Raw genomic sequence first — 16158 nt, forward strand, 5'->3', positions numbered from 1 at the left:
AGCGGCATATGATTAATGGACTCAGACAAATCCGCGGGTTCGTCCAAAAAGAACTCGGGTACGAAACGACCGGACACGATTACACTCATATTGAGCGGGTCGTCAGTCTGGCCAAATTAATTTTAAAAGGCGAAGACGCTGATGAATCGTTGGTAGTTATCGCCGCGTATCTTCATGATGTCAGTGACGACAAGGTCACTACCAACCCTGAAGCGAAACGACAGGCGATTGTCGACCAGCTCAAAGCAGTTGGCTACGATGATGCCTTTATCACCAACGTGTTTGCGATCATTGATAATATGTCGTATAGCGCCAATCTTAAGGCGCACCACAAGTTGTCAATTGAGGGCCAAATTGTCCAAGACGCTGATCGCTTGGATGCAATTGGCGCAATCGGTATCGCGCGGACATTTTACTTTGGCGGCCACTTCGGTGAAATCATGTATAATCCACGAATCATGCCACGGACGGGGATGGACAAGTCCGAGTATCGAAAACGCGGAACGGTGATTAACCATTTTTATGAAAAATTATTCAAGTTAAAAGATCAAATGAATACACCCACAGCTAAAAAAATCGCCGAGCATCGCCAACAAGTCATGCAGGACTTTGTCAGTGAATTTGTCGACGAGTGGAATGGGTCTAAATAACCCGAAAGATGACGTTCATCAGTGTTGAAATCACGAGATTAAAAATCGAGATCACCACAATTATCGTTGTGAAGTGGCCAAGCAGGGCGAAGAACCCCGCTGAAAATGGCGTGATTGAAATGATGATTGTGACTGCCACCAGGAATAAAATGGCCTGCCAGAAGCCCTGTTTAGAATTTTCAAAATCAGCTGAGCTCAGGTCAAATCCACCGATACAAATGTTGGCCGCAATGACCAAGAAGATCAGTAAAGAAAGCCAGTTGACCGACGGCATCAGCCAGCCGATTTGCCCGAAGGACTGCTGAGTCGAAACAATCAAAGACTGGTAAACTTCGGGGATGAAGGACCGAGCTAATAAGAGTGTCGTTAAACAACAGCCAAAGATTGGTGCCACCCTGATAAACAGGTTGCCCATATTCTGGTAGATGTTTTGCTTTCGCCACGTGTGGTGGACGTAACCCAGTGTTTCATTTTCAGCGGTGGGGATGCGAATTAAGCGAAACTGGTCGACGTGGTGGCCGAAAACAAGTGCTACGATCAGGTGGCTGGCTTCATGAACGATGATGCCAAGAAAGCCAAATACCAACTGGCCTTTAACGCCAAAGCGATTGGCAATTTGTTGTTTTGTGTTGCGGTTGATTGCTGAAAGTAGGTAGATAAAAAGAAATGGTACCCCGATGAGTAATCCGAGTACCAAACCAATGTTTGTCAAAATATCTTTGAGCATCTTGTCATTCCTTTATGTCGGCGAATTTTCCACCGATTAAATCGACCATTTGTTGGGCATCGACTTTAACTGACCGGCCGATTTGACCAGACGATACGATAATGTCGCCCATATCTTTTGCCTCTTGGTCAACGTAAATGGGGTAATGAAATTTTTCCCAAATGCCAATGGGGGTGTTGGCACCGTGTTGGTAGCCGGTCGTCTTTAATAAATCCTTCAATGGCACCATGTTGACTTTTTTGTTGCCGGACACTTTGGCCAGCTTCTTTTCGTCCAAGTGTTCGTCAACTGGGACGACACCAACAACAGGACCGGTATTTTTTCCAGTCAGTACCAGCGTTTTGAAAATTTGGTGTTCGTCTTGGTCAACGTGATCAACGGTAATTTGTTCAACATCACCCTCTTTGTGAGTTGGAAATTCCATTTGGACAAAGGGGATTTTGTGCTTATCTAAAATTTGTTCCACTAGCGTTTTATGAACTTGATTCTTCTTCTTTTTTGACATGTCATAACACCTCAGAGATATTTTATCACAACCTGGGACATGATTCCGGCTGAACAAAGAGAATGATAATCTGTTATACTTTATTAATAATAGATCAAGTTAACGATTTTATAAGGAGCACAAATGGCTGATTTAGTATATCGCAACATCATGAAGGATTTGAAGGAACGCATCCAGGCAAACGAGTTTGCCTCAAAGAAACTGCCGGATGAACGAAGCCTGAGCGAATCTTATGGTGTTAGCCGAAGTTCAATTAAACGCGCGTTGAATGTTTTGGCAAATCAGGGAATTATTTTCAAAAAGCGGGGATCCGGAACATTCATTAACCCGCTGTATCAGAAGAATCAAACCATTTTTCAATACGAGGGATCCAATTTAGGGGTTACAGATAGTTTTAAGAGTGATGGCCAAACGCCACAAATTAAGCTGTTGGACTTCAAGGTTGTGCCGGCAAGTGAAGAATTGCAGACCGAATTATTTTTAAATCCGGGTGAATTTGTGTACGAAATTAAACGGTTGCGGTCGTTTGATGACAAGCCGTTTATGATTGAGTTGGGATATATTCCAATCAGGGTCGCACCTGAGCTAAATGCGCAAAGAGTAGAAGGCTCGATCTTCAACTATTTTGAGGACGCAACTGGAAATTCGGTTACCAAGTCGTTCATGACAATAACGGCGGATCCCTCAACAAAAGAGGACCAGGAGTTGTTGGGATTGAAGCCGGTGGAACCGGTCGGTGTGATGGAAGGTATTTTCTTCCTGGATGACGGAACACCGTTTGAAGTCTCAAATATGCGGATTCACTATAAATATTTGAATTATAATACGTTTGTGAATTTGGATGAAGATAAGTAGAGAGCGACGAGCAACGGGTTGATGCGGTTTCTAAGAAGAGATGGATTAAAACCCAGGGTTTGGGTTTTGATTCATCTCTTCTTAGAAGTTAGCATCAGTTGCGTCGGAGCTCATTTCGGCTAGGTAAAAAGTAACACCCTCTTGAACCGGGTTTGAAGCAGTGGTCCCTTGGAAGTTAGCGTCAGGCCCGTCGCCAAGTAGGCTAGACGCTGCGCGCTGCTTGCGGTCGTCAGAGCTCATTTCAGCTAGATAAAAAATATAAAAGGAGCACCTCCCATGGGTTTTTATATTATGTTCGTCCTCGCCATTTTTGGCATTTTCATTCTCGTTTATGGATTTAAGCAAAAGGAGCGTCCGGCCGTCCGCAATATTTTTGTCGGCGTTGGCGTTATGATCTTAATATTTGCGATTTTAGCCGCAACTCCCTGGGGAGCTGATATCTTGTTGAATATGTTTCATTAATTTCATTTAGGTTCGCAATTAAGTTGCAGTGGGTCGAATAACGGCTCACTGCTTTTATTTTAAGCATCATTTCAACTACCTTCTCAAAAAACGCTTATTCTATAGATGAAATGGGGTGAGAAGATGGTTGAGAAGCACGCAAATCAAAATCGGTGGTGGATTTTTACCGCAGTCGTCCTATTATCGTTCATGTCGACGTTGACCAGCAGTATTGTCAACATTGCATTACCGGTCATGTCGCGGGCAATGGACGTGCCAACGTCACAGATTACCTGGGTGGCATCAAGTTACCTGATCGTGACCTGTATGTTCTTGCTGCCGTTTGGTAAGATGGGTGACTTGTTCGGCAAAGCACGGGTCTTTAAAATCGGCACCGTCATTTTTACAATTGCGTCATTATTATGTGGCTTCAACCTCGGCTTTGGCTGGATTTTACTGATGCGAGCCGTTCAGGCAATCGGTGCCAGTATGACGCTGAGCACCAACGCCGGAATTATTACCGAGACCTTTTCTAAGCAGCAACGGGGACTTGCTCTAGGCAGCTTCGGTTCAGTAGTTGCCTTGGGCAGCATCGCCGGTCCCGGCCTTGGTGGCCTGATTTTGACTTATCTTCCCTGGAATTACATATTTTGGGTTAACGTACCGGTCGGATTGGTGGCAATCGTTCTTGGTCAACTGGTGTTGTCTAAAAATGAGGTCAAATCCAAGGGAAACGTTGACTTTATCGGCATGCTGATTTTAATCATCACGGCTGCCAGTTTATTTGTCGGACTCATTTTGGGTCAACAAGTCGGCTTTTCCAGTTTTACTTTTGTGGGGTTGATGATTGCAACGCTGATTTTGCTTGTGGCATTCAGGCATATTGAAATGCGTGCAGAAAATCCCGTCATGAATTTTCACTTGTTTCATAACAGTGATTTTTCCCTTAGTTTACTTGCGACGGTACTCGTTTACGGGATTAATTTTGTCGTTAATATCATCGAACCGATTTATTTGGAACAGAATCGACTCATTAGTACCGATCTGGCAGGACTAATTTTAATCAGCTTTCCAATCATTCAAATTGTCGTCTCACCGTTTGCCGGATGGCTCAGTGACAAATTTGGCTCCCACGTCATCGCGGCCATTTCGCTAGCGATGTTGATTATCAGCCAAGTCGGGCTGGCCAGTGTTAATCACGCCACTTCGCTAATAGTGCTGTGCATTTGGCTGGGCTTTGTTGGTTTGGGAAATGGGTTGTTTCAAGCACCGACAAACGTTTTGGTCATGAACGCAGTTGCCAAGGACCAGTTGGGAATTGCCAGCGGGTTGCTGGGCTTTTCGAGAAACACCGGTATGACACTTGGCTCGATTTTTGCCAATATTTTACTATTTGGTGGGATTAGCATGAATCTTGGACGACCAGTCAACGATTATCCGGTTGCGCAGCCAGGGGCATTTATTTTTGGCATGCGGTTTACTTTTATTGTGACAACTGCTGTATTGGCGGCCTTATTCATCGCTCAAGTCATCGTTAATTGGCATCGACAAAATCGTTAAGTAAAAATTGAGAAAATTTTGTTACAAAATATTAATAATAGTGGACGAACCTTTTATAAGCGTCCATAATAGCTAATAAGTATAGAATTTTCTGTCACTAAATATTGGACCGTATCAATTTTCTAAAAGGTTGACTTTTTGAAAATATCGTTTAGTATTAGTGATGTAAATTGATCAAGAATTCATTGGTGAATTTTACGAACATTCTATACAGAAGCTTTGTTGTTAAATCGAAGAAGGAGTGTTAATTAATGACAGTAGATTACGATTCCAAAGAATATTTGGAACTTGTTGACAAGTACTGGCGTGCCGCTAATTACCTTTCAGTAGGTCAATTGTTCTTGCGCGACAACCCATTGCTTAAGAGACCCCTCGAAGCCAAAGACGTTAAAGTTAAGCCTATTGGTCACTGGGGAACTATCGTATCCCAAAACCTTATCTATGCAGAATTGAACCGTGTTATTAACAAATACGATTTGAACATGTTCTACATTGAAGGATCAGGTCATGGTGGACAAGTTATGGTTTCCAACTCATATCTTGACGGTAGTTATTCAGATATCTATCCAAACATCAGCCAAGACGAAAAAGGTATGGCTAAATTGTTCAAGCAATTCTCATTCCCAGGTGGAGTTGCTTCTCATGCCGCACCAGAAACACCAGGTTCAATCCATGAGGGTGGAGAACTTGGATACTCACTTTCACATGGTACCGGTGCTATCTTAGACAACCCAGATGTAATCGCTGCTGTTGAAATTGGTGATGGCGAATCAGAAACCGGCCCATTGGCTGCATCATGGTTCTCTGACAAGTTCATCAACCCAATTACCGACGGTGCTGTTCTTCCTATCATTAACATGAACGGCTTCAAGATTTCTAACCCTACTATCCTTTCACGTATGAGTGACGAAGATTTAACTAGTTACTTCAAAGGAATGGGCTGGGATCCATACTTCGTTGAAGCTACTGCTGATACGGATCATGCCAAGGTTGAAGCAGAATTTGCCAAGACTCTTGACCATGTGATCGAAGAAATCAAGTCAATTCAAAAGAATGCTCGTGAAAACGAAACTCCAGATAATGTTAAATTGCCTAACTGGCCAATGATTATCTTCCGTTCACCTAAAGGTTGGACTGGTCCTAAGAAGGATCTCGATGGTAACCCTATCGAAGGTTCATTCCGTGCTCACCAAGTTCCAATTCCTGTTGCTGCAGGCTCAATGGAACATAAAGACTTGCTCATTGACTGGTTGAAGTCATACAAGCCAGAAGAATTGTTCGATGAAAACGGAACTGTTCTTCCAGAAATTCGTGAAGTTGCTCCTAAGGGCGACAAGCGAATGGCTGTTAACCCAATCACCAATGGTGGTATCAAGCCAGAACCATTGAAGTTCCCTAACATCCGCGACTTCGAAGTTAAATTTGATCGTGGTGTTACTCAAAAGCAAGATATGATCGAATGGTCAAACTGGTTGGAAAAGGTTGCTGAACTTAACCCAACCAGCTTCCGTGGATTCGGCCCTGACGAAACTAAGTCAAACCGTCTTTACAGCTTGCTTGATGATTCAAAGCGTCAATGGATGGAAGATATTCACGAACCATTTGATGAAGATCTTTCAAACCACGGCCGTGTTATCGATTCACAACTTTCAGAACACCAAGCAGAAGGTTGGCTTGAAGGCTATGTATTGACTGGTCGTCATGGATTCTTTGCTACTTACGAATCATTTGGACGTGTTGTTGACTCAATGTTGACTCAACACATGAAGTGGTTGCGTAAGGCTTCAGAACAATACTGGAGAAAGCAATATCCTTCATTGAACTTTGTTGATACTTCAACAGTATTCCAGCAAGATCACAATGGTTATACCCACCAAGATCCAGGTATGTTAACTCATTTAGCTGAGAAGAAGCCTGAATTTATCCGTGAGTATCTTCCAGCAGATGCCAACACATTGTTAGCAGTTGGTGATGTTGCATTCAGAACTTACGAAAAGATCAACTTAATCGTTACTTCAAAGCACCCACGTCGTCAATGGTACACAATGGATGAAGCACAAAACCTCGTTAAGAATGGTCTTGGCTACATCGATTGGGCATCAACTGACCAAGGTCAAGAACCAGATGTTGTCTTTGCTGCCGCAGGTTCAGAACCTAACTTGGAAGCATTGGCTGCTATCTCAATCTTGAACAAGGAATTCCCAGAAATGAAGATTCGTTACATCAACGTTGTTGATTTATTGAAGCTTCGTTCACCTAAGGTTGACCCTCGTGGTTTGAGCGACGAAGACTTTGACAACTTGTTCACTACTGACAAGCCAGTTATCTTCGCATTCCATGGCTTCGAAGGACTTATCAAGGATATCTTCTTCGATCGTCATAACCACAACCTTCACGTTCATGGTTACCGTGAGAATGGTGATATCACAACACCATTTGACATGCGTGTCTTGAACCAATTGGATCGCTTCAGCCTTGCTAAGGAAGCTGTTCAAGATATTCCAGCTTACACTGTTAAGGCCGGTTACTTCATCCAACGTATGAACGACACTATCGACAAGCATAATGCCTACATTCGTCAAGAAGGAACTGATCTTCCAGAAGTTGTTGACTGGAAGTGGGAAGGTCTCAAGAAGTAATTTAATTACTGTTAATTGATGACTAATAGCAAAAGGAGCTCAAAATCAGAAATGATTTTGAGCTCCTTTTTCGTATTCAATTTATGATCATTGACGAATGACGGTAATGGTCTTTGTAGTGGTGTTGCCTGTTTCATCGACCGCGGAAACCGTGAAAATATTTTGGCCGTTTTTCAAATTATAAGTTTGGCTGAATTGATGGGCAGCATGTGGATTCGGGTTAGCGCCAAGGTCTTGGTGATTAACCCAGCCGGCGTTGTTTTGCTCATGGAAAAGATTATCGCCATTAATAAACAGGCGATAGCCGTCGACATTGTCATTTACTGAACCGCTAATTGTAATCTGATCCTCAGTTGTGTCCATCTGGTAATGATTTCCAGTTTGCTGCACACCAGGATTTAATGATAGATTCAGGGACGGGACCGTGGTATCCGTAATGACCACGAGCGTGCCACGGACAGTTGTCACTTTGTTTTTCGTTGATTTCTTTAAAATGTAGCCAATTCCACGCTGAGTTGTAGGGGCGACTGGCATTTCAAATTTAAACTGCCCGGACTTTTGAATTTTTACCCGATCGCCGGGACTATGTTGATCCGGACTCTTTAAAATAATCAACTTGTCCTTTGAGTTGTTGACCTTTCCGGCAATCGTTAACTGATGGGTAGCCGGATCATACACGCTGCTGGCCGCGTTTATCAAGGTTAAGTCATTGTCGTTAAGCCCTTTAAACGTAATCCCTTTGGTTGGGGGAAAACGAGTGGTGACTGCAAACTTGGCATGACTCATCATCGTTTGCAAGTCATCGGTTTTAACAGTCCAAACGATTTTTGACGTACCGGTTGGCGATTTCTTGATCGTTTTATACTGACTTGGAACAAGCTTAATGGTTTTATGGGTCTGATTGCCGGCAACATCTGCCAGTTGAAGTTGGAGTTTCCCCTTAGCTTGCTTGAGTGCCCGCTGTTTGGCGGCAGATAACTTATAAGTTAAGTTGCCAGTATTTGATTGGCCATCGTTGTTTAAGCTTACACCGACCGTTTTTTGGCCAATTTTGACGGCTAGTGTCGACAGCTCTGTGAAGCCGGCACCGACATCCGAGTAACTGACGGACAGTCGGCCGTTTTGATATTTGGTCTGGGTAATTGCCGGTGCGACCGTATCGACCTTGACAGGCAAGCTATAAGATTGCTTCTTTTCGGCGCCATCGTTATAGTTGGTTGTTTGCAAAACATAGTGGTACTGGCCGTCTGGAACAACTTTCATCCTACCGGTTGATTGATCATATGCCATGCCATTCCAGTTGAGTGCCAATGGATTGAGCCGCATTGACGGCGATAGAGTCAGATCATCCACGTAGGCTGCGCCATTTTCCTGAAATGACTTCTGGGTGTTGGTTTCCTGGTCAATTATTCGGACAACGTGACCATTAGAATCAGTGATTTCAGCCGCCACGGCTTGGAGATTTTGAAATGCGAAGACATACGGACTGATCGCATCGGAACGGCCATCACCATTAGGTGAAAAGGCCACCTTATCGCTTTGAATTTTCTTAACGACTGAATCCCGCAAGGCATCCGGATCGGAGAGGGTGTTCAGCCAACTGGCCAGTGATGTCCGATCGCTCAATCCCAGTGGCATGTCCTTATTATCAAGTAAATAGCCGCCGTTAAAGATGCTGCCAGACTGGTTAGCAGGTTTGTCGAGAGCCGGTTCCTCAGTTGGATCGCCGTAGTAGCCAAAATAGGGGACCGTCAAATTTTGACTGGGATCTGAATTAGTCAAACTAACGTAACCTTCTGCCACACTGTCGTGCGCCGCCTGGCCGGCAAGGTTTAGTGTCAGGTTAACCCTTGAAGCTTTTCCCGGCGCAACGGTAATGTCCGATTGATCGGACTGAAGAGACGCACCAACAATGGCTGTATCATGGACACGGCCGACACCGTGTTGATTGGAGTCACGGACTTCAGTAAACGGACCGCTGCTGGTATTCACGTGGTAGGTTTCAGGTTTGTCGCCGTGATTGGCGACGTTAACGGCAAATCTAGTCGTTTCTCCAATGGCTTTAAGTGAAACCGATCCTTGATTGGTTGTGGGGTCGGTTGCCAGCGCGTTTAAGTTCGCCGCATTGGTGACGTTCACCTGGCCGGCACCCTGTCTTCGAGGTGATATTAGTTCCCCAGAGTAATGATCGTCATTCATTGGTGAAGCGGAATTCATTAACGCAACTTTAACTGCGTTCACCAAGTCGGCACCGGTTAAATTGGGCTGGGTTTGCTTCAACTTCTGCATGATCAGTGCGGCGGCACCAGCGATGTATGGGGACGAAAACGACGTCCCTGTGTTTGTCGTGAAACGATTATTTTCATCAAGAACGGCAATGTGTTGGCCCGGTGCACTCACATCGGGTTTTAAATTGAAGTCCGGGGTTGGTCCCCACGCCGAGAATGAATCCATTTCACTGTTATTGCCTTGTTTGGTATTTTCGTCACCAACCGTTATTGCAGAAGGTGAAACGGCCGGATTACTGATAGTTCCGGAGTTGGCTGGTTCATATACTGTGACATCAGAAGCGGACTGCTCGTTATAGTCGTTTTCGATACTTCCTGAATGACCGAAGTTGCTACCGGCGATGGCCACAAAGACACCATGATTAGTTGCGTATTGAACTGCTGCTTGCTCTTGATCGGTCATGGATTCAGCAGCGACACCGATTCCAAGCGACAAATTAATGACATTAGCACCAAGTTTAACGGCGTCGTAAATCCCTTGAGCGACGTCGTTTGGAGACTCGTCAGAAAAGCCGCCATATAGTTTCATGTTAAGCAGCTGGGCTTCCGGGGCGACGCCTTGAACGTATTTTGAATTCGGTTGACGATCGACACCATTTGCGGCAGCAACGCCGGCAACCATCAAGCCGTGAAAGCCGGAAACCTTGTCTGCTTGGGCATCGTCGTTGTTGTGATTGACATAATCGTAAGCAAATGGAATTTTCGGACTGACATATTTGCCATAACCGAGCTTGTCAATCAATTGCTGGGCATCTGTCTTGGAAATTTTTGCCGTGGCATTATTTGACAGCTTAAACTCATGGTTATTTTGAATACCGCTGTCTAGGATGGCAATGACCATTCCCTGGCCTTTATATCCTTGAGACCACAGCTTGGGGACGTTTCCCTTATTAAGCGCATTTTGATTGGCCGGCTTTGAGGCAGCTTCTTTAATTGCGGCAATTTGGCTGTTTGTTTGGGCGTGGACCGGTGTTTCTAATTGGTTTGAAATGAGGCTCACGGCAAGACTAAGCACCAGTAGGCTGATGAGTTTATAAGCGTTCTTCATCGAATCTCCCCCTCCGTGGTGCTTATGAAACAAGGCTACTTCAAAAATTTGAATTTGTGCTCGTCTTCAAAGAATTTACCCATCTGTAATAGCAGGTCTTCCCGTCCTTTGCGCGCGATAAATTGAATGCCCAGTGGGAGTCCATTGTCCCCAACGTAGGTTGGCAGGCTAATTGCGGGTTGGCCGCTGATATTGGCAAGTTGAGTAAATGGGGATAGCGTTAATGCCGGCAACCATTGATCCCAAATCAGCTGCATTTGGTCTTCCGGATTCAAATCTTCAATGTGTTTCATTTTTTCAAGATTCTCTGCCGATACCAATGGTTGGTCAATTCGCGGTGCTTGATGAGCGGTGGTTGGGGTGAGGTAAAGATCGAACTCCTGTTGAAAGGCGTCCATGTCACTGGAAATATTGTCCCAGAAAGCCAGTGCTTGGCTGTACTGAACGGCAGTTATCGAGCGGCCGGCATATCCGAGCGCCCACGATAATGGCTCAACATTTTTCTTAATCACTTGATCGTTGAGATGCATATTGGCAAACATCGTGGCAGTTTCCCCAGCGTTCATTAAGTAGTAACTTTTCATTAAGCCAATTCCGTCGATTGGGGCGTCTGCAGCAACCATGTTATAGCCCTCGCTGCTCAAGAAATCAACGGCGTCTTGGACGGCTTGTTTGGCTTCGTCTGAGACCGGCGTTCCAACAGGCGACTCGGTTGAGTAGGCGATTGTCAAAGTCTTTGGCAGACTATTCAGGGTTGCTGTGAAGCTTTCTGAAGGCAATGGCACCTGGAATGGGGCGGCCATTTGCACAGTTGAGATGGCATCAAGCAAGCGAGCAGTATCGTTCATATCACGCGTAATTGCAAAATTAATTGAAGCGCCTTGCCAACCGCGCCACTCACCAGGGCCGGCAAATACACGCCCACGAGTTGGTTTTAAGCCAATGGTACCGGAAAATGATGACGGGATTCGAATCGATCCGCCACCATCATTACCACCGGCGATGGGCAGCCAACCGGCACCGACAGCTGCGGCAGAACCACCAGATGAACCGCCTGGTTGATAATCGGTGTTCCAAGGATTGTGCGCATCTCCATACAGTTTTGAATCGGTGACGTTTTTAAAGCCAAATTCAGGTGCGTTGGTTTCTCCAGCCGGAATCAGGCCGGCGTGGAGGAAGGAATGGACAAAATTATTGGTAGCCGGAGCTTTGTAGTCCTCAAGTAATTTGGAACTGGCGGTATCCGGTGCTTCCTTGAAGGATTGGCCCAATCCCTTCAATAGAATTGGGATACCTGCAAATGGTTGGCCGGTATCGTAAAAGTCCTTTGCCATCTTGAGGGCACGATCCGGCCACAGAGTGGTAACGGCATTGAGCTTTGGATTCTCTGATTTAACGGTGTCGATCAATTCTTGGGTTAGATCAACGCGGTTTAATTTGCCCTGCCGGATTAGTTCGGATAATTCGGTGGCGGAATGACTTGATAAGTTAGTTTTTGACATAGTAAACTCCCTTCGCAATACCCGTTATGATTTTGCCAACTTCTGTTCGAAGTCACGAAAATGTTTTGGAACGGGTGCTTCAACTAATTGACGTTCTTTAGTAAACGGCAACGGTAGGTCGACCTTCCAGGAATGTAGCAATAAGAAAGGGCTACCATTACTTGAATTATACAGCGGATCGCCGACCAATGGGTGGCCGATGGCGGCAAAATGAACCCGAATTTGGTGGGTTCTGCCGGTTTCAAGCTGGACCTCCAACAGGGTGTAACCTGCAAGGCGTTTGATGACCCGATAGTGGGTAACTGCCTTAGCAGCTTGTGGGCCGTTTATTTTGCGTTTTCGCTTATCAGCTGGATCCAGGCCAATCGGAAGGTCAATCGTTCCCGCATCTGGTAGGTCTGAACCAGATACCCAGGCCAAATAAGTTCGGCGAATCTGTTTATTGGCAATGTTGGCCACCAGGATTGGAACGACTGCCGGATTTTTGCCGAAAATGATCGCCCCGCTGGTTTCTTGATCCAAGCGGTGAATCATGTATGGCAATGTCGCTTCGGTTGCCAAATAAGCGGCCAGGTGATTGATCGTTGCGCCAACTTCTCCCGGCTGATTGGGATGGGTCTTGTCACCCCGGCGCTTGTTGACCACGACCAGGTTGTCATCTTCGTACAAAATCTCAACGGTTGCCGCTGAGTCGGCGAGCACATTTGGAAACGGGTTGGCGAAATCGGCCGGCGTGAAGGTTAAATGGATGTGATCGCCTGCTTTGACCGGGAAATTGACTGGTTGATAACGATCGTTGACCAAGACACGCTTGGCATGGCGAACACTATAAACCAAGTGTTTTGGCAGCTGCCAGTATTGACTTAAGAAGGCCTTCAACGATTGGCCGTTCATTATTTCCGGCACCACTTCGTTAAAGGACCATTGTTGATTTTTCATTTGCTTTCCTCAAAATGAATTCTAAAAAAATCGATTAAAAAAGAGCGCCGGCAAAAGTGCCACCGCCCTTCATCTGAAATTAGTTTGATTGTTTCGTCTTATCTTTTGGTCGAACGATTAAGACATCACACTTAGCGGTTCGAGTGACGTAACTGGTTACCGAACCAATAATAAGTCGTTCCACGGCACTTAACCCGGTTGAACCAATGACGATGACATCGTTGTTGTGATCCTTAGGAAATTCTCTGGCAATGATTGGCTTGGGATTGCCAAATCGGATGTGGATGTCGACGCTTTTAACGCCCGCATCTTCAGCCTGCTTTTGGTATTTCTTCAGCTGCTCATCGGTATTTTCAGTTAACTTGAAAACAACATCGCCACTTACAGCACTTCCATAAGTTTGGTTAAATTGGTTTACTTCCAAGATGTTTAAAATATCCAGATGTGCATCATTGTCTTTGGCAACTTCAATTGCTCGATTTAACACTTTATCAGTTGTTTTTGAACCATCAACCGGTACTAAGACGTTTTCATATTTTTGCTGTTGCATGTCAATCACCCCGTATTCGTATTGTCCTTACTTAAACTATACCATTCTCAGCGAGGGATGTAATCAATTAAAATTTTCAAAATTTTGTTTGTGATTGTAATCGCTTTCCTAACGTGCTAATATTCAGTTGATCAAATAAATGAAAAGGGGCTTTTATTTTATGGACTACTATGTCATGAAATCAAATGATATCAGACGCAACTTGGCTACTGAACAGTATTTGATGAACGAAATTAAGTTTGATGAACCACTGCTTTTATTCTACATCGAAGGACCATGTATCATTGTTGGCCGTAATCAAAATACACTTGAAGAAATTAATAAAAAATACGTTGATGAGCACGGAATCGTCGTAACTCGTCGACTTTCCGGCGGTGGCGCTGTTTACCAAGACCTGGGCAATCTTTGCTTCAGCTTCGTGGTTGACAGCGACAGCGAGGAGTTTGGTGACTTCAAGTCATTTGTACAACCAATCGTTGATGCACTGCACGATATGGGCGCTAAGTCCGTTGAAGTCAGTGGTCGAAACGACATCTTGGTTGACGGTAAGAAGTTCTCTGGTAATGCAATGTATACTAAGGGTCCCAAGACATTCTCTCATGGGACGTTGATGTTGGATGTTGATTTGTCAGTCATTCCAAATGCTTTGAACGTTCCAGAAGATAAGATTAAGTCAAAGGGGATCAAGTCAGTCAGCTCTCGGGTAACTAACTTGAAGCCATACTTGGCTCCTAAGTATCAAAACCTGACCACCCCAGAATTCCGTGATCGTTTATTGAAGGAACTCTTCCACGTTGAAGATTTGGATCAGATTAAGGATAAGGAATATCACTTAACTGATGATGACAAGAAGGGAATTGACAAGATCTTTGACGATTACTACAACAACTGGGATTGGGTATACGGTAATTCACCAGAATTTACCGTTAAGAAGCGTCAACACTTTACCAACGGAACCATTGATGCCCGTCTTCAAGTCGACGACGGTAAGGTCTCCAATGTTAAATTCTTTGGTGACTACTTTGGTTCCAAAGACACCACTGACCTGGTTGAAAAGTTAAAGGGTGTTCGTTTTGAACGCAAAGACTTTGAAGATGCCTTGAAAGACGTTGATTTAAACGATTACTTCACCGGAATTCCTCGTGAAGAAATCTTTGATATGCTTTTCTAAACCGGTTAAATACGGTAAACTGAAACTGTTAATAATAAAGATAAATTCCATTTTAGAATTTATCTTTTTTTGTTGGAATCTGGAGGGTAAATCGTTATATGAAAAAAGAAGAGAAGCAGGCCATCTTCTGGGCAATTGTTTCGCTGCTGGTATTTTTGGCGACAACTTGGCTGATGACCTTTAGCTTCGTGAAGCTCAATACGCCGGCAAAAGCGTCTGAAGCATTGCAGGTCACTTGGATCGCGGTGGCATTTTACGCCACAACTTTAATTTTGGCGGCATTAAGAGTTAAGATCAGCTACTATTTATTGGCAGTCGTGATTGCTATCTACTCGGTTGGTTTTGTGGGGATGATTTCCACCATGTTTATCAATAGTGATGCCAATATTTTCGTTAAATTGTTAGTCGCTGCTGTGGCGGCCTTTGGTATCGTGGTGAACGTCTACTGGTACATCATCGCGTTTCGATTGCGGGCCACTTTGCAGCATGATACGTTTCAACGGCGGATTAATCGACAAAAAGGATTAAAAAGATAGGTGAAAAATTTTGGAAAAAGATACAGTAAGTTTCATTGATGATCTCGTCAACGAAAAAATAACCGGAAAGACGTTTACCAAGAAGTTGGCCGACATCATTGCAGAACCTGAAAAATCAATGCAGCCGGTGTATGACTACGTGGAAGAACAACTGAATTTGGGAAAACTTGGCTACGCAGAACTTAAAGCGTCCGATGAAGATGTTTCATTGAGATTGGAAACCAATTTGATCAACTTACCATTCCAAGATGCCAAAATTATCAGCAAGATGCTTCAAGATGAAGAAACGTTACCGGTTAACGTTTATCTGGTGATTGTTTCGCCACTCGTTAACCAATCGGGATTGCGAATTGACGAGGTTGCCAGCGCAGATGACTATGTCGGCAACGTCGCCAATTACTTGGATATGATGAACAACTGGGTTTCTGAGCATTTAGCCGCCGTTAAGGAAAATCTTGAAAAGCAGTCTGAAGAAAAATAGTCGAGTGAAAGCGGCCTTGATGTTTTCATTAAAACGTGCAATAATACTTGTATGCGATGAGTCGAGAAATCACACAGCATTTATGCTGTCGCGCAAGCGATTTATGTGAATTCGAGCGGGACACATTTTAAGGCACAGATTTGCTGGTGTTTGACTTTAGCGGATTGTGGAATCCAAGAAGTCCATCTACTTATGGTAGGTGCCGTAATAAAGAGGCCAACTGAAGAAATTCAGTTGGCCTCTTTTTCTACGTTTAGTCAAGTAAA

14 protein-coding genes are annotated in these 16158 nt (G+C 44.4%); 8 read left to right on the plus strand and 6 right to left on the minus strand.

Annotation, left to right across the window (positions count from 1 at the left end):
• Positions 1-8: 8 nt before the first annotated feature.
• The gene (locus FC51_RS10300) at positions 9-650 is read left to right on the plus strand and encodes an HD domain-containing protein (RefSeq protein WP_057908997.1); all 642 of its coding nucleotides are present in this window, start codon (positions 9-11) and stop codon (positions 648-650) included.
• Here FC51_RS10300 and FC51_RS10305 read toward each other — a convergent pair.
• Positions 643-1377, minus strand: coding sequence for a hypothetical protein (locus tag FC51_RS10305; RefSeq protein WP_057908996.1), 735 nt, complete (start codon positions 1375-1377; stop codon positions 643-645). The genes FC51_RS10300 and FC51_RS10305 overlap by 8 nt on opposite strands.
• 4 nt (positions 1378-1381) lie before the next feature.
• Positions 1382-1882, minus strand: coding sequence for a Cys-tRNA(Pro) deacylase (gene ybaK / locus FC51_RS10310; RefSeq protein WP_057908995.1), 501 nt, complete (start codon positions 1880-1882; stop codon positions 1382-1384).
• Between the two features lie 123 nt (positions 1883-2005).
• Between ybaK and FC51_RS10315 the strand changes: the two genes are divergently transcribed.
• From FC51_RS10315 to FC51_RS10330, 4 genes are all read left to right on the plus strand, one after another.
• Positions 2006-2737, plus strand: a complete 732-nt coding sequence (locus FC51_RS10315; protein WP_057908994.1) for a GntR family transcriptional regulator — start codon at positions 2006-2008, stop codon at positions 2735-2737.
• A 276-nt stretch (positions 2738-3013) separates the two neighbouring features.
• Entirely contained in the window at positions 3014-3199 is a 186-nt protein-coding gene (locus FC51_RS10320) for a hypothetical protein (protein WP_057908993.1), read from the plus strand.
• 123 nt (positions 3200-3322) lie between these two features.
• A complete protein-coding gene (locus FC51_RS10325) occupies positions 3323-4738 on the plus strand; it encodes an MFS transporter (RefSeq protein ID WP_057908992.1) in 1416 nt (471 codons plus the stop codon).
• A 251-nt stretch (positions 4739-4989) separates the two neighbouring features.
• Complete coding sequence (locus FC51_RS10330; protein WP_057908991.1) at positions 4990-7377, plus strand: phosphoketolase family protein; 2388 nt, start codon at positions 4990-4992, stop codon at positions 7375-7377.
• Positions 7378-7464: 87 nt separating this feature from the next.
• Here the strand turns inward: FC51_RS10330 and FC51_RS10335 are convergent, their stop codons facing one another.
• From FC51_RS10335 to FC51_RS10350, 4 genes are all read right to left on the minus strand, one after another.
• Positions 7465-10713, minus strand: a complete 3249-nt coding sequence (locus tag FC51_RS10335) for a S8 family serine peptidase (RefSeq protein ID WP_057908990.1) — start codon at positions 10711-10713, stop codon at positions 7465-7467.
• Positions 10714-10748: 35 nt separating this feature from the next.
• Entirely contained in the window at positions 10749-12215 is a 1467-nt protein-coding gene (locus FC51_RS10340) for an amidase family protein (protein ID WP_057908989.1), read from the minus strand.
• Positions 12216-12239: 24 nt separating this feature from the next.
• Positions 12240-13154 carry an RluA family pseudouridine synthase gene (locus tag FC51_RS10345; RefSeq protein WP_057908988.1) on the minus strand — a complete coding sequence of 305 codons (915 nt, stop codon included), beginning with the start codon at positions 13152-13154 and terminating at the stop codon, positions 12240-12242.
• A 79-nt stretch (positions 13155-13233) separates the two neighbouring features.
• Positions 13234-13704, minus strand: a complete 471-nt coding sequence (locus tag FC51_RS10350; protein ID WP_057908987.1) for a universal stress protein — start codon at positions 13702-13704, stop codon at positions 13234-13236.
• A 160-nt stretch (positions 13705-13864) separates the two neighbouring features.
• Here FC51_RS10350 and FC51_RS10355 point away from each other — a divergent pair, with 160 nt between their 5' ends.
• The 3 genes from FC51_RS10355 (at position 13865) to FC51_RS10365 (ending at position 15892) form a co-directional block, all read left to right on the plus strand.
• Positions 13865-14875 (plus strand): lipoate--protein ligase, encoded by a 1011-nt coding sequence (locus FC51_RS10355; protein ID WP_057908986.1) that lies wholly within the window; start codon positions 13865-13867, stop codon positions 14873-14875.
• Positions 14876-14973: 98 nt separating this feature from the next.
• On the plus strand, positions 14974-15411 hold the full coding sequence (locus tag FC51_RS10360) for a hypothetical protein (protein WP_057908985.1): 438 nt from the start codon (positions 14974-14976) through the stop codon (positions 15409-15411).
• A 10-nt stretch (positions 15412-15421) separates the two neighbouring features.
• Positions 15422-15892: a hypothetical protein gene (locus tag FC51_RS10365; protein WP_057908984.1), complete on the plus strand. Its 471-nt coding sequence runs from the start codon at positions 15422-15424 to the stop codon at positions 15890-15892.
• Positions 15893-16158: the final 266 nt, after the last annotated feature.

This window comes from Lentilactobacillus parabuchneri DSM 5707 = NBRC 107865, from assembly GCF_001435315.1.
Taxonomy (GTDB): Bacteria; Bacillota; Bacilli; order Lactobacillales; family Lactobacillaceae; genus Lentilactobacillus; species Lentilactobacillus parabuchneri.